This window comes from Nocardia sp. NPDC058518 (assembly GCF_042719655.1).
Taxonomy (GTDB): Bacteria; Actinomycetota; Actinomycetes; order Mycobacteriales; family Mycobacteriaceae; genus Nocardia.
In genome coordinates, this window is record NZ_JBHXNJ010000035.1 from 15,438 (window position 1) to 30,222 (window position 14,785).

Consider the following 14,785-nt stretch of genomic DNA (forward strand, 5'->3'; position numbering starts at 1 on the left):
AGTCTGCGAGAACTCGCAGACACACAGCGGTCCAGTATGCCAGATCAGGCCGCACCCCTTCAGAACACCCCCCACCGCCGGTTTGTTCCCTGTTACACAGCGGCTGGCGCCGCGGGTTCTCGGCCTGTTCCCTCGATCTTCCCTCCCTCCGGGCACTCCTTCGTCGCACCCTCCACTCAGTCCAGATCAAGGCGGCCGAGAACGAGCAAGGGCCCCGCCGAAGCGGGGCCCTTGTTCGCAGTTCTAGACGATCACTCGTCGAGAGCGCTCGGTGCGGTCTTGGAGACCGTCATCAAGAACTCGAGGTTGTTCTTGGACTTGCGCAGACGATCCATCAGCAGATCGATCGCCTGGTGCGAGTCCAGACCCGACAGCACACGCCGCAGCTTGTGCACGACCGCCATCTCGTCGGGCGAGAGCAGCAGCTCGTCGTGCCTGGTGCTCGACGGGTTGATGTCCACCGCGGGGAACACGCGCCGCTCGGCGATCTTGCGGTCGAGCTTGAGCTCGGCGTTGCCGGTGCCCTTGAACTCTTCGAAGATCACCGTGTCGCCGGTGGAACCGGTCTCCACCATCGCCGTGGCGATGATGGTGAGCGAGCCACCGTTCTCGATGTTGCGGGCCGCGCCGAGGAAACGCTTCGGCGGGTACAGCGCGGTCGAGTCGACACCACCGGAGAGGATACGACCCGATGCGGGCGAGGAGTTGTTGTACGCACGACCCAATCGGGTGATCGAATCGAGCAGCACCACAACGTCTTTGCCCATCTCCACCAGACGCTTGGCACGCTCGATGGCGAGCTCGGCGACGGAGGTGTGGTCACCCGGCGGGCGGTCGAAGGTGGAGGCGATGACCTCACCCTTCACCGAACGCTGCATATCGGTGACCTCTTCGGGACGTTCGTCGACCAGGACAACCATGAGGTAGCACTCGGGGTTGTTGATCGCGATCGCGTTGGCGATGTCCTGCATGATCGTGGTCTTACCCGCCTTGGGCGGGGACACGATCAGCGCACGCTGGCCCTTACCGATCGGCATGATCAGGTCGATCACGCGCGTGGTGAGCTTGTTCTGCGCGGTTTCCAGGCGCAGCCGCTCGTTCGGGTACAGCGGGGTGAGCTTCTGGAACTCCGGCCGACGACGCGCTGCTTCCAGCTCGCCGCCGTTCACGGTGTCGAGGCGAACCAGCGGGTCGAACTTCTGTCGCTGGTTGTTCTGCTCGCCGTCGCGCGGGGCGCGCACCGCACCGGTGATCGCGTCACCGCGGCGCAGGCCGTTCTTGCGAACCAGGTTCATCGACACGTACACGTCGTTGGGGCCGGCGAGGTAGCCGGAGGTCCGCACGAACGCGTAGTTGTCGAGGACATCGAGAATGCCCGCGACCGGCTGCAGGACGTCGTCCTCGCGAATGTCGTAATCGCGGGCTTCGGCCTGGCCACCACCGGCGGGACCACCATCGCGGTCACGACCACGACGACGCTCACGGAATCGACGACCCCGGCGACCGCGGCCGCCTTCCTCGTCGTCACCACCGCGGTCGTCGCGGGGACCGCGATTACCGCCGGTGTTGCCGTTCTGGCTCTGATTCTGGTTGCGCTCGTTCTGATTACGGTCGCCACCGGTGCGCTCGCCACGGTCGTTGCCGCCGCGGTCGTTACCGTTGCGCTCGCCGCGCTCGGCGCCGTTGCGGTCGCCACGATCGCGTCGGCGTTCGCCCTGGTCGCCGCCCTCGGCCTTGTCGGCCTGCTTGGTCTCCTCGGCGCGGTTCTCCGCGGGGGCACGGTTCTCGGCGGGGGCATTGTCGCCACCACCGGAACGGGCCTGGTCACGCCCACGACGCTGCCTGCCACGACCACGCTGGCCACCGTCGCGACCGGAATCCTCGCCTGCGTCGGCGGGGGCATCGGTCTTGACCTGCTCGGTCGCGGCCTGTTCGGCCGGAGCCTCGACGGTCGTCGGCTCGCTGGCCTTGACCTCGGCGGGAGCCTGCTTCTCGGCGGGCGCGGCCTGCTTCTCGGCCTTGGCGGACTTGTCCACCTTCGCGGGCGCTTCGTTCTTGGCAGGCGCGTCGTTCTTGGCGGGAGCCTCGTTCGCGACCGGCGCGGTGGCCGTCACGGCGGCGGCGGCGGGCTTGTCGCCCTTGGCAGGCGCTCCGGATTGATTTTCCTTGATAGCGGCGATGAGATCGCCCTTACGCATTCCGGAGGTACCTCGGATACCGAGCTCCCCCGCCAGTGCGCGCAACTGCGGCAACAGCATTCCAGTCAGCCCCGATCGTGCGACGTCGGTTTGTTCGCTCATTTTCGAAATCTGTCCGGATTCACTTTCGCGGCTGCCCGAGTTCGTAGGGTTGGAATCCACCCCGGGTGTCGCGAGCAGGTCCGTTTCTGTCACGGAAGTCCTTTCCTTCCCTCGAATGCCGTGTGCTGATTCGAGGGTTCCGTTCCGTAGACCCGGCAACATATGCCGAGCTCGGATTATGCGTCCATGTTCGACGCCTGTGCCGTACTACCCGCCGCGGGAGGACCGGAGGCCTTCGCCACCAGAAGACAGTGGTGAGGGGAGCGATTGCCCTGATGAAGCACCGGCGTCTGATGCGCACGATGTACGGACTTGCCCAGAATAGCTGCCTATTGCGAACAACGGCAAGGCAGGCACGCCGTCAGTCGATCAATACCCCGTCCGCGATGCCTGGTTCGACCACGCGCAGACCGTCCGATTCTGCCTGTTTGCGCAGGTCATCGGGGAATTCTTCGGTGGTCAAGGCGAGAATTGTCGGGCCCGCGCCCGAGACCGTCGCCGCGATACCCGCGGCGCGTAGCCGCTCGATCCACTGGGTTGTCAGCGGTAGCGCGGGGGCACGCTGGGCCTGGTGCAACCGGTCGGCGGTGGCCGACATCAGCAGATCGGGGCGATCGGTCAGCGCGACGACGGCCAGCGCCGCCCGGCTGACATTGAACGCCGCGTCACCGTGGGGCACCTGCTCGGGCAGCAGCCCGCGGGTGTGGGCCGTGGAGGAGCGCTCCTGCGGGATCAGCACCACCGGGCGCAGCGCGGGCGCCGGGGTGAGCCGCACGGCCCGGTAGGCGCGCGACTGCGCGGCATCGGTTTCGGTCCACGACACCACGATTGCGCCGAGCACGCTGGCAGCGGCATTGTCGGGGTGGCCTTCGAACTCCGAGGCGAGCTGCACCAGCCGGTCGTCGTCCATGCGCAGCGCCGGGTCGAACTTCGCGGCCAGCCCGGCGCCCGCGGCCAGCCCGCCGACCACGGCCGACGCGCTCGAGCCCAGCCCACGCGAGTGTGGAATCACGTTGCGGCACACCACGTCGAGACCGTCGGCCCAGACACCGAGCGATTCGAGTCCACGCTCGATCGCGCGGACCACCAGATGTGTTGGGCCCCAAGGCACGTCGTCGGCACCTTCACCCTCCACCCGGATGTCGAGTCCCGATGCGGTAGTGCGCACCACGATTTCGTCGTAGATGCCCAATGCCATTCCCAGGCAATCGAATCCGGGCCCGAGGTTGGCCGTGGAGGCGGGAACACGCACGGTCACTTCGAGACCGGCGGGCAGGGTCGCTGTCATCAGCGTGGGCTCGGGTGCGGCCAACTCAGGCCAGCTCGAGTTCACGTGCGATGGCGATCGGGTCGACGGCGATCGGCTTGACCTCGGGCATTCCGGCCAGCGCGTTGTCGGGGTCCTTGAGACCGTTGCCGGTGACGGTGCACACGACGGTCAGCCCCGAATCCAGCCAGCCTTCCTTGCGCGCGGCCAGCAGACCGGCCACGCTCGCGGCCGACGCGGGCTCGACGAAGACGCCCTCTTTCGCGGCGACGAGGCGGTAGGCGGCCAGGATCTCGTCGTCGGTGGCCGCGCGGAACGCACCACCGGACTGGTCCTTGGCCTCCATCGCACCGTTCCACGACGCCGGGGCCCCGATCCGGATCGCGGTCGCGATGGTCTCCGGGTCCTTCACGGGCGCACCGTTGACCAGCGGCGCGGCACCGGCGGCCTGCACGCCGAGCATGCGCGGCAGCACCGAGGTGATGCCGTCGGCGTGGTATTCGCGGTAGCCACGCCAGTAGGCGGTGATGTTGCCCGCGTTACCGACCGGCAGCACGTGCACATCGGGCGCCTTGCCGAGCACATCGCAGATCTCGAACGAGGCGGTCTTCTGGCCTTCGATCCGCGCCGGGTTCACCGAGTTCACGAGGCCGACCTGCGGGAACTCCGCGGTCACCTTGCGCGCCAGCTCGAGACAGTCGTCGAAGTTGCCCTCGACCTGGATGATCTTGGCGCCGAGCATCACGGCCTGGGCCAGCTTGCCCATCGCGATCTTGCCCTGCGGGATCAGCACCGCGCACTCCATGCCCGCGCGGGTGGCGTACGCCGCGGCCGAGGCCGAGGTGTTGCCGGTCGACGCGCACAGCACGGCCTTCTGGCCGCGGTACTTGGCGTCGGTCATCGCCATGGTCATGCCGCGGTCCTTGAACGAACCCGTCGGGTTGGCACCCTCGACCTTGAGGTACACCTCGCACCCGGTGAGCTCGGACAGGTACGGCGCGGGAACCAGCGGGGTACCGCCCTCGAACAGGGTCACCGGCTCCCAGTCGGCCGCACCGGCCAAGCGGTCACGGTAGGCAGCGATCAGACCGGGCCAGCGCGAGTGCACACCCAGCTGCGGGGCGATGCCGGTGGAACTCATTCTTCTGTGCCTTCCAATCTGAGAACGCTGGTCACAGCGGTGACGGATTCCATGTCCGCCAATACGGCGACAGTATCTGCCAGCGACGACTCCACCGCATGGTGGGTGACGACCACGAGCCGGGCGCCGTCGCCGTGGCCCTGCTGACGCACGGTGGAGATGCTCACCCCGTGCTGGGCGAAGGTGTCGGCGACCGCGGCGAGTACGCCGGGACGGTCCTCCACCTGCAGGTTCACGTGATAGCGGGTGGGGGTGTCGCCGATCGGAGCGATCGGCAGCTCAGCATAAACCGATTCGCCGGGTGCGCGACCACCGTAGAACTTGTTACGCGCGGCCATCACCAGGTCACCGAGCACGGCCGACGCGGTGGGGGCGCCACCGGCACCCTGCCCGTAGAACATCAGGCGACCGGCATTGTCGGCTTCGACGACAACGGCGTTGAACGCGCCGTTGACCGAGGCCAGCGGGTGCTTGCGCGGGATGAGCGCCGGGTACACGCGCACCGAGACGCGATCCTTGCCGCCCTCTTCCAGCGTCGGCTCGCCCGGACCGGCCGAGACGCGCTCGCAGATGGCGAGCAGCTTCACCGTGCAGCCGACGGCCGACGCGGTCTCCAGGTCCTCGGCGGTGATCTTGGAGATGCCCTCGCGGTAGACATCTGCCGCGGTCACGCGGGTGTGGAACGCCAGCGAGGCCAGGATCGCGGCCTTGGCGGCGGCGTCGTAGCCCTCGACATCGGCGGTGGGGTCGGCCTCGGCGTAGCCGAGTTCGGTGGCCTCGGCGAGCACGTCGTCGTAGGCGGCGCCGGTTTCGTCCATCGCGGAGAGGATGAAGTTGGTGGTGCCGTTGACGATGCCGACGACCTTGTTCACCCGGTCACCCGAGAGCGACTGGATCAGCGGCCGGACCACCGGGATCGCACCGGCGACGGCGGCCTCGAAGTACAGGTCGGCGCGGCTGCGCTCGGCGGCGGCGGCGAGTTCGCCGGTGTAGTCGGCCAGCAGCGCCTTGTTGGCGGTGACGACGGACTTGCCCGCGCTGAGCGCGTCGCCGATCAGCTTGCGGGCGGGGTCGATTCCACCCATGACCTCGACGACCAGGTCAACGTCGTCGCGGGCGACGAGCGCGGCGGCATCGGTGGTGAGCAGCTCGGCGGGCAGACCGCGGTCCTTGCTGATGTCGCGCACCGCGACACCGCGCAGCACGAGCGGCGCACCGACGCGCGAACGCAGGTCATCGGCGTGATCGCACAGCACGCGAACCACCTCGGTACCGACAGTGCCCATCCCGAGCACGGCTACGCCGAGCGGACGCCCCGCATCTTTGGTGCCGTTCATTCTTCCACCTCCAGGCTGAGCAGGTCCGCCACCGTTTCCCGGCGCAGAATCAGTCGCGCCGCACCGTCACGCACCGCGACCACGGCGGGCCTGGTGAGCAGGTTGTAGCGGCTCGACATCGAATAGCAGTACGCACCGGTCGCTGCCACGGCCACCAGGTCGCCGGGGGCCGTATCGGCGGGCATCCAGGTGTCACGAATGACGATATCGCCACTCTCGCAATGCTTTCCGACCACGCGCGCGACGACCGCGTTGGCGTCCGACGAGCGCGAGACCAGACGGCAATCGTAGTCGGCCTGGTACAGCGCGGGGCGGATATTGTCGCTCATCCCGCCGTCCACGCTGACGTAGCGACGGCGCGCGCCACCGTCGAGTTCGACATCCTTGATGGTGCCGACCTCGTAGAGGGTGACGGTGCCGGGGCCCGCGATGGCGCGACCCGGTTCCACAGCGATGGTCGGCTCCGGCAGCCCGGCACGGGCGGCCTCGGCGGCCACCAGGGCGCGCAGTTTGGCGGCGAATTCGTCCAGCGGCGGCGGGTTGTCGCTCGGCAGGTACGAAATGCCCAGACCGCCACCCAGATCCAGGGTCGAGATCTGCGCGGTGCGTTCGATGCCGAACTTGTCGATGGCCTCGCGCAGCAGGCCGAGCATGCGGCGCGCGGCGATCTCGAAGCCGTCGAGTTCGAAGATCTGCGAGCCGATGTGGCTGTGCAGGCCGACCAGACGCAGGTTGTCGGCCTCGAAAACGCGGGCAAGCGCCTCCATGGCGTCGCCACCGGCGATCGAGAAGCCGAACTTCTGGTCCTCGTGGGCGGTGGAGATGTACTCGTGGGTGTGGGCTTCGACGCCGACGGTCACGCGGACCAGCACGTCCTGCAACACGCCCGCCGCACCGGCGACCGCTTCGAGCCGCTCGATCTCGTAGAGCGAGTCGACGACCACGTGCCCGACACCGGCCGCGACGGCCGCTTCGAGCTCGGGCACCGACTTGTTGTTGCCGTGCAGCGCGATCCGCTCGGCCGGGAAACCGGCGTTCAGCGCGACGGCCAGCTCGCCGCCGGAGCACACGTCGAGGGAAAGGCCCTCGTCCCGGATCCAGCGCGCGATCTCGCCGCACAGGAACGCCTTGGACGCGTAGTGCACGCGAGCATTCGGCCCGAACGCGGCGACCATGTCGCGGCAGCGCGAGCGGAAGTCGTCCTCGTCGATCACGAACAGCGGCGTGCCGAACTGCTCGGCGAGCTCGGTGACGGGCACGCCCGCCAGCGCGACCACACCGTCGTCAGCGCGCGAGGCATTGCGCGGCCAGACGTTCGCGGGGAGGTCGATCATCTCCCTCGGATCGGTCGGGCGCTCGGCCAGACTCGGTGCGTGCGGGATCTCTGCGTGCCGGGGACCGGCCGGGTGTGCACTCATTTCGGTGCGTCCTTCCTGAAAGGCTTGCCGGTGTTCACATGCGCTCCGGTGCGCTCACGCCGAGCAGGGCAAGGCCGTTGGCCAGCACCTGACGGGTCGCTTTGACCAGCTCGAGCCGGGCGGCGTTGAGCTCGGTGACGGCGTCGTCACCCTTGGGAAGCACGCGCATGTCGTCGTCGGACTGGAACGGGTGGTAGACACCGGCCAGTTCTTCGAGGTAGCGGGCGATGCGGTGCGGTTCGCGGGTATCGGCGGCGGTGGCGACCACGCGCGGGAAATCGCCGAGGGTGCGGATCAGATCACCTTCGCGACCGGAGGTCATCAGCGCGAAATCCGGTGCCACAGAAGCGAATTCGGCATACTTCGCGGCGTTGCCGATAATGCTGTTCGTCCGCGAGTGCGCGTACTGGACGTAGTAGACCGGGTTCTCGCTGCTCGCCTTGGTCCACAGGTCGAGGTCGATGTCGATGCTCGAGTTCACCGAGGACCGCACCAGCGAGTAGCGCGAGGCGTCGACACCGATCTGCTCGACCAGGTCGTTGAGGGTCACCACGGTGCCGGCGCGCTTGCTCATCTTCACGGCGACGCCGTCGCGCACCAGGTTCACCATCTGCCCGATCAGCACCTCGACGGTGTCGGGGTTGTCGCCGAACGCGGCCGCGGCGGCCTTCAACCGGCCGATGTAGCCGTGATGGTCGGCGCCGAGCATGTAGATGGCCAGGTCGAAGCCGCGGGCACGCTTGTTCTGGAAGTAGGCGATGTCACCGGCGATGTAGGCGGCGTTGCCGTCGCTCTTGAGGACCACGCGGTCCTTGTCGTCGCCGTATTCGGTGCTGGCGATCCACCACGCACCGTCCTTCTCGTACAGGTTGCCCGAGTTCTTGAGCTGCTCGACGGCCTGTTCGACGGCGCCGGAGGCGAACAGTTCGCTCTCGTTGAAGTACACGTCGAAATCGGTGCCGAACTCGTGCAGATCCGCCCGGATCTGGGCGAACATCTGCTGCACGCCCTCGCTGCGGAAGACCTCGTGGCGCTCGTCGGCGGGCAGGGTGAGCACCTCGGGATGCGCGGCGACGATGCCGGCGCTGATCTCGGAGATGTACTCGCCCGCGTAACCGTCGGCGGGGGTCGGCTCGCCCAGCGCGGCCGCGACCAGCGACTTCGCGAAGCGGTCGATCTGCGCGCCGTGGTCGTTGAAGTAGTACTCGCGGGTCACGTCGGCGCCCTGAGCGGCCAGGATGCGACCAAGCGCGTCACCGACCGCGGCCCAGCGGGTGCCACCGAGGTGCACCGGACCGGTCGGGTTCGCGGAGACGAATTCGAGGTTGATCTTGGTGCCCGCCAGCGCGAACCCGGTGCCGTAGATCTCCCCCGCGGCCAGGATCTGGCTCACGATCGCGCCCTGCGCCGAGGCGGCGAGCCGGATGTTCAGGAATCCGGGGCCGGCGATCTCGGCCACATCGATTCCCTCGGTCGCCGACAGCGCCTCGGCCAGCCAGCCGGCCAGCTCGCGAGGGTTGGTTCCGACCCGCTTGGCCACCTGCATGGCCACATTCGTGGCATAGTCGCCGTGTTCGGGGTTGCGCGGACGCTCCACTGTGACCTGCTCGGGCAGGACCGACGAGTCCAGTCCGCGTTCGACAAGCACCTTCGCCGCGGTGGTACGAAGGAGATCTGCAAGGTCAGCTGGAGTCACGAGTCTCTATCCTATTGGCTGGGCCCCTTGCAACCACGACCGCCCGCCATGAACCCACCGATCCACACGTCGAAAGAGCACAACGAGCGATGCCTAGCAGGACCAGCGCCACATCAGCCAAGGCCGTGCGGGCCGCGGGGAAGTCGTCTCCGTCCCGCAAGACCCGCAAGGGCAACCTTCCGGGCAAGAAGCGCGACACCCCATGGGCACTGCTCGGCGCCGGTGTTGCCATCGTCGCGCTGATCGGCCTGCTCGCCTACAGCCTGGTGCCCAAGTACCTGGATCAGGCCGCGATCCGGGAAGCCCAGACCGACCTCAAGGAATGGGTCCCCTCCAAGGAGAACCAGGACCCGTCGGCGAAGATCGACGGCGTCGTGAAGTCGGAGTACCCGGCCGGTCTGCACGTGACCGCCAGCCAGCGCGTGGCCTACGACAAGACCCCCGCCTTCGGCGGCCCGCACGACGGCGCCTGGGCGAACTGCACGGGCACCGTGTACGCCAAGCCGATCCGCATGGAGAACGCCGTGCACTCGCTCGAGCACGGCGCGGTCTGGATCGCCTACAACCCCGACAAGGTCGACGCGGCCGGTGTCGAGAAGCTGTCGAACTTCGTCAAGGGCCGTCAGTACTCGCTGATGTCGCCGTACCCGGGTCTGGACTCGGCGATCTCGCTGCAGTCGTGGGGCCACCAGCTCAAGCTGGACAACGCCGACGACGCGCGGATCAAGCAGTTCATCTCCGCCCTGCGCGAGAACCCCTACGCCTACCCCGAGGTCGGCGCGAGCTGCTCGAACCCGATCTTCGACGCGAACAACCCGCCGCCGTTCGACTCCACGCCCTACGGTCCGGAAGCGGTGCCGATGGACGGTAAGGGCCTGACCCCCGACACCACCGAACTCGGTGGCGGCGGTATCGGCTCCGGGATCCCCGGCCTGCCGAACATCCCGGTGCCGGGCGGCCTGCCCTCGGGTCAGTAGTGAGCGCGCCGGAAGAGAGCACGGTCGAACCCGACGACATCGCACCCGAACCGAGCGCGCGACGCCCGGCCGGGGCGGTGCTCGTCCTCGGCGCGATCGGTCTGCTGCTGCTGGGCGCGGTGGCGGGGGTGCTGTTGCGTATGCCGCTGGAGAAGAACTCCGAACCCGAGCCGAGCGCTGTCGACATCGGTTTCAGCCAGGACATGTCGGCCCACCACGCGCAGGCCGTCGATATGGCCGGGGTGGCGCTGATCGCCTCGAACGACAACGACGTGCGCCGCCTCGCCTACGACATCCTGACCACCCAGCAGAACCAGATCGGCCGCATGCAGGCCTGGTTGCAGCTGTGGGGCGAGTCCAACCAGAACGTCGACGGCTACATGGGCTGGATGACCGACGACCACGGCAGCACCGGCCACCACGGCGGTACGACGGACGGACCGGCGATGTCGGGCCCGATGCAGTCGATGCCCGGCATGGCGAGCCAGGAGGAGATGACCGCGCTACGCCAGTCCACCGGCCCCGCCCTTGACACGATGTTCCTGCAACTGATGCTGCGCCACCACCAGGGCGGTGTCCCGATGCTCGACTACGCCGCCGAGCACGCCGACACCACCTCGGTCCGCACGCTGGCCGCCACCATGTCGAAAACCCAAGAGGGCGAATCGCAGCTGATGACCACCATGCTCGCCGCTCGCAACGCCACCCCCCTCCCCTTCAACTGACAACCGCGGCCGGACCGGCCCAACCCCCGGTCCGGCACCGTTTTTGGCGCACCGCACTCGATGCGATACGCTGTCGCTGCCCGATCGCCTCACCGCGACCGGCATCTATCCCGCCCTCGTAGCTCAGGGGATAGAGCGTCTGCCTCCGGAGCAGAAGGCCGCAGGTTCGATTCCTGCCGAGGGCACAAATTCGAGGCCCCGTCCGTTCGGTCGGGGCCTCGTTTTTTCGATAGTCAGGTTTGATCTCGCACGGTTCCACACGTTGTGGGGGCAGGCGCCCCCGATGACATCAGGAGCGTTGCCATGACGAATCCGCCCGAGGGACAGCAGCCTCCCTTCGGTCAGCAGCCGCCGGTCGGTCCGGGGATGCCATCCGGGCCGCCGGGCTATCCACACGCGGGGTTCGGGGCGGGTGGGCCGCCGGGACCCGAGTATCCGGATGGGCCCGACGTTTTCGCACCGCCACCCGCGCCGAAGAAGAAGCGGACCGGGTTGTTCATCGCGCTCGGTGTTGTCGCACTGGTGGTGATCGGCGCCCTGGTCACGGGTGTTGTGCTCACATTGCAGGGGCGTACGCCGTTGTCGTCGGACGAGACGCAGATCGATGTCGCGGTGCGCGATTTCTACGACACGCTCGATTCTGAGGGTTTCATCGCCGCCGCACAGCTGGCCTGTCAGGCCGACCGCACCGAGATCGACAATCTCACCCCCGAGCAGCGCGAGCAGTTCGACAAGGCGACGGTCCAGGTGACGATCGACGATGTCAAAGACATCGTCATCACCGGTGACAATGCGAAGGCGACGGTGACCGGTCAGCTGACGCTGTCGGTGGAGGGCGAGGAGCCCGATACCGAGTCGAGCACCGAGGAGCACCTCACCAAGGAAGACGGCACCTGGAAGATCTGCTCGGCACCGGCCAACAAACACTGACCGAACACCCGGTGACGCCTCCCGGTATCGCCCGCAACCGCCGTTACCCTCGCCGGACAAGGGCTGCTGCGGAGCGTCGTGCCGGACAGTACTCGCCGCCGCGGCGGGCGTAGCGCTCGCCGCCGTGGTGCCGGGTTCTGTTGCAGCACAATCTGTTCCGCTGATCGCGCTCGATCTGGAAATCGTCACCGTGACCGAACGTGGCGTGGTACTGACCCCGCGGGAGCAGCCTGACCCGCGGTCAGTATTCCGGCACCGCGATCACGTCGTCGCACGGGATTTCTCCGGCCTCCGATTCGCCGTTCGTACACATCCCCGCACGTCAGGCGGGGTATCTTCCTTAGGTAAGCCTCATCATAGGATGGGCAACCTTGGTGGAAGGACGCCGATGACCTCGCGCAGTTGGAAACCTCTGGCCGGGCTGATGGCGGTCGCCGTGGCGACACTCGGCCTCAGCGCCTGCTCCTCCTCCTCTGGCAGTGCCGACGAGATCACCGTCTACAACGCCCAGCACGAGTCGCTCACCAAGGAGTGGGTCGCGGCGTTCACCGAGGAGACCGGCATCAAGGTCACCCTGCGGCAGGGTGGCGACACCGCGCTCGGCAACCAACTCGTCGCCGAAGGTGCCAACTCCCCCGCCGACGCCTTCCTCACCGAGAACTCCCCCGCGATGGCGCTGGTGGAGAACGCGGGCCTGTTCGCCGATGTCGACAAGGCCACCCTCGACCAGGTGCCTGCTCAGTACCGGCCGTCCACCGGCAAGTGGACCGGAGTCGCTGCTCGCGCAACGGTTTTCGTCTACAACAAGGACAAGCTCCAGCCCGCCGGGCTGCCCGCCTCGCTGCTGGATCTCGCGCAGCCGCAATGGCAGGGACGCTGGGCGGCGGGCACATCCGGCGCCGACTTCCAGGCGATCGTGGCGGGTTTGCTCGCGCTGAAGGGCGAGGACGTCACCCGCGCCTGGCTGCGTGGCATGAAGGCCAACGCGACCAGCCTGCAGAACAATGTCGCGACCATGAAGGCGGTCAACGCGGGCGATCCCGACGGTGGCGTGATCTACCACTACTACTGGTACCGCGACCAGGCCAAGACCAAGGAGGGCAGCGCGAACACCGCGCTGCACTACTTCAAGAACCAGGACCCCGGCGCCTTCGTCAGCGTGTCGGGCGCCGGCGTGCTGAAATCGAGCAAGAAGCAGGAGTCCGCGCAGAAGTTCCTGGCCTTCATCACCGCGAAGAAGGGCCAGGAGGTGCTGCGCGACGGCGATTCGATGGAGTACCCGGTGGCCAGCGATGTCGCCGCGAACCCCGCGCTGCCGCCGCTGGCCGACCTGCAGGCGCCCGCGATCGATCCGAGCAAGCTCGACGCGAAGAAGGTCACCCAGCTGATGACCGAGGCCGGGCTGCTGTAAGTGCGTGCCGCCCTGGCGAAGTCGACACCTCGGGTCGGTCGGCCCGGGGTGTTCGTCACGCTCGTCGCGCTGGTGCTGACGGCGGCGACGTTCGTGCCACTGGGCTACATCGTCTCGGTGCTGTTCGACACCGGGCCGGGTGAGGCCGCCGCGCTGGTGTTCCGGCCGCGGGTGGGTGAGCTGCTCTCGAACACCGCGCTGTTGGTGCTGTGCACGGTGCCGATCTGCGTGGTGCTCGGGATCGGGCTGGCCTGGCTGGTCGAGCGCGCCGACGTGCCGGGGCGGGCCTGGTGGGGGCCGGTGCTGGTCGCCCCGCTCGCGGTGCCCGCGTTCGTCAACAGTTATGGATGGGTGAGCGTTTTCCCGTCGATGCACGGGCTGTCTGCCGCCGTGATCGTGGCGACGATGTCGTATTTTCCGCTGGTGTACCTGCCGGTGGCGGCCACGCTGCGCAGGCTGGATCCGGCGATCGAGGAATCGGCGCGTGCGCTGGGCTCGGGTCCGGTGGCGGTCTTCTGGCGGATCACGTTGCCGCAGTTGCGATTAGCGATTCTCGGCGGCGGACTGCTGATCGGGCTGCATCTGCTCGCCGAATACGGCGCGTTCGTGATGCTGCGTTTCGACACGTTCACCACGGCGATCTTCGAGCAGTACCAGAGCAGTTTCGCCGGTCCGGCGGGCAGCATGCTCGCGGGGGTGCTCGTGCTGTGCTGCCTGGCGCTGCTCGGTGGGGAGTCGCTGCTGCGCGGCGACGCGCGGTACGCCCGGCTCGGCGGTGGTGCGGCGCGGTCCGGGCGGCCGATCGTGTTGGGTGGGTGGCGGGTGCCGCTGTTCGGGGTGCTCGTGGCGGTGGTCGTCGGCGCGCTCGGCGTGCCGCTGTGGACGATCGGGCGCTGGCTGTGGCTGGGCGGTTCAGCGGTGTGGGATTCCGTGGAAATCGGTGCGGCACTGGGCCAGACGATTGCCCTGGCGGCCGCGGCCGCGCTGGTCACGACGCTGTGCGCATTTCCCGTCGCCTGGATCGCGGTGCGCTCGACGAATGCGTTCGCCCGGCTGATCGAGGGTGCCAACTACATCACCAGTTCGCTGCCCGGCATCGTGATCGCGCTCGCCCTGGTGACCGTCACCATCCGCTGGACACCCCCGCTCTACCAAACCGTGTCGCTGGTGGTGATCGCCTACACGCTGATGTTCCTGCCCCGTGCGCTGGTGAGCGTGCGGGCCGGGCTGGCGCAGGTGCCGGTCGGCCTCGAAGAGGTGTCACGGTCGCTGGGCGAGTCGGCTTCGACCACCTTCTTCCGGGTGACCCTGCGGATGACGGCGCCTGCGGCTGCCTCGGCTGCCGCGCTCGTATTCGTTGCGGTGTCAACCGAACTCACCGCAACCTTGCTCCTCGCACCCACCGGCACCCGCACTTTGGCCATGCAGTTCTGGGCCAAATCGGGCGAACTCGATTACGCCGCCGCCGCGCCGTACGCCCTGATCATGATCATCGCCGCGGTACCGGTGACGTATCTGCTGTTCACCCAGTCACGCAAGGCGGCTGGGGTATGAGCTGTCAGCAACTGGGGGCAATCGCGCAT

General features: G+C 67.9%; 11 protein-coding genes and 1 tRNA gene. 6 read left to right on the forward strand and 6 right to left on the reverse strand.

Going from position 1 to position 14,785, the window contains the following annotated elements; genetic code table 11:
* Positions 1-251: 251 nt before the first annotated feature.
* The 6 genes from rho to argS form a co-directional block, all read right to left on the reverse strand.
* A complete protein-coding gene (gene rho, locus ACFWPX_RS34945; protein ID WP_378932765.1) occupies positions 252-2,300 on the reverse strand; it encodes a transcription termination factor Rho in 2,049 nt (682 codons plus the stop codon).
* A 361-nt stretch (positions 2,301-2,661) separates the two neighbouring features.
* Positions 2,662-3,588 (reverse strand): homoserine kinase, encoded by a 927-nt coding sequence (gene thrB / locus ACFWPX_RS34950; protein ID WP_378932846.1) that lies wholly within the window; start codon positions 3,586-3,588, stop codon positions 2,662-2,664.
* 25 nt (positions 3,589-3,613) lie between these two features.
* Complete coding sequence (gene thrC / locus ACFWPX_RS34955) at positions 3,614-4,708, reverse strand: threonine synthase (protein ID WP_378932768.1); 1,095 nt, start codon at positions 4,706-4,708, stop codon at positions 3,614-3,616.
* Positions 4,705-6,045 carry a homoserine dehydrogenase gene (locus ACFWPX_RS34960; protein ID WP_378921875.1) on the reverse strand — a complete coding sequence of 447 codons (1,341 nt, stop codon included), beginning with the start codon at positions 6,043-6,045 and terminating at the stop codon, positions 4,705-4,707. Before ACFWPX_RS34960 ends, thrC begins: the two co-directional genes overlap by 4 nt.
* Entirely contained in the window at positions 6,042-7,463 is a 1,422-nt protein-coding gene (lysA, locus tag ACFWPX_RS34965) for a diaminopimelate decarboxylase (protein WP_378932772.1), read from the reverse strand. Before lysA ends, ACFWPX_RS34960 begins: the two co-directional genes overlap by 4 nt.
* A gap of 34 nt (positions 7,464-7,497) precedes the next feature.
* On the reverse strand, positions 7,498-9,159 hold the full coding sequence (argS, locus tag ACFWPX_RS34970; protein WP_378921872.1) for an arginine--tRNA ligase: 1,662 nt from the start codon (positions 9,157-9,159) through the stop codon (positions 7,498-7,500).
* Between the two features lie 89 nt (positions 9,160-9,248).
* Here argS and ACFWPX_RS34975 point away from each other — a divergent pair, with 89 nt between their 5' ends.
* The 6 genes from ACFWPX_RS34975 (at position 9,249) to ACFWPX_RS35000 (ending at position 14,756) form a co-directional block, all read left to right on the forward strand.
* Positions 9,249-10,136 (forward strand): DUF3105 domain-containing protein, encoded by an 888-nt coding sequence (locus ACFWPX_RS34975; protein WP_378921870.1) that lies wholly within the window; start codon positions 9,249-9,251, stop codon positions 10,134-10,136.
* Positions 10,136-10,861 (forward strand): DUF305 domain-containing protein, encoded by a 726-nt coding sequence (locus tag ACFWPX_RS34980; protein WP_378932777.1) that lies wholly within the window; start codon positions 10,136-10,138, stop codon positions 10,859-10,861. Before ACFWPX_RS34975 ends, ACFWPX_RS34980 begins: the two co-directional genes overlap by 1 nt.
* Before the next feature lie 112 nt (positions 10,862-10,973).
* A tRNA-Arg gene (locus ACFWPX_RS34985) sits at positions 10,974-11,046 on the forward strand.
* A 118-nt stretch (positions 11,047-11,164) separates the two neighbouring features.
* A complete protein-coding gene (locus tag ACFWPX_RS34990; RefSeq protein WP_378921866.1) occupies positions 11,165-11,791 on the forward strand; it encodes a hypothetical protein in 627 nt (208 codons plus the stop codon).
* A gap of 388 nt (positions 11,792-12,179) precedes the next feature.
* The gene (locus tag ACFWPX_RS34995; RefSeq protein ID WP_378932780.1) at positions 12,180-13,202 is read left to right on the forward strand and encodes an iron ABC transporter substrate-binding protein; all 1,023 of its coding nucleotides are present in this window, start codon (positions 12,180-12,182) and stop codon (positions 13,200-13,202) included.
* A complete protein-coding gene (locus ACFWPX_RS35000) occupies positions 13,203-14,756 on the forward strand; it encodes an ABC transporter permease (RefSeq protein WP_378932783.1) in 1,554 nt (517 codons plus the stop codon).
* Positions 14,757-14,785: the final 29 nt, after the last annotated feature.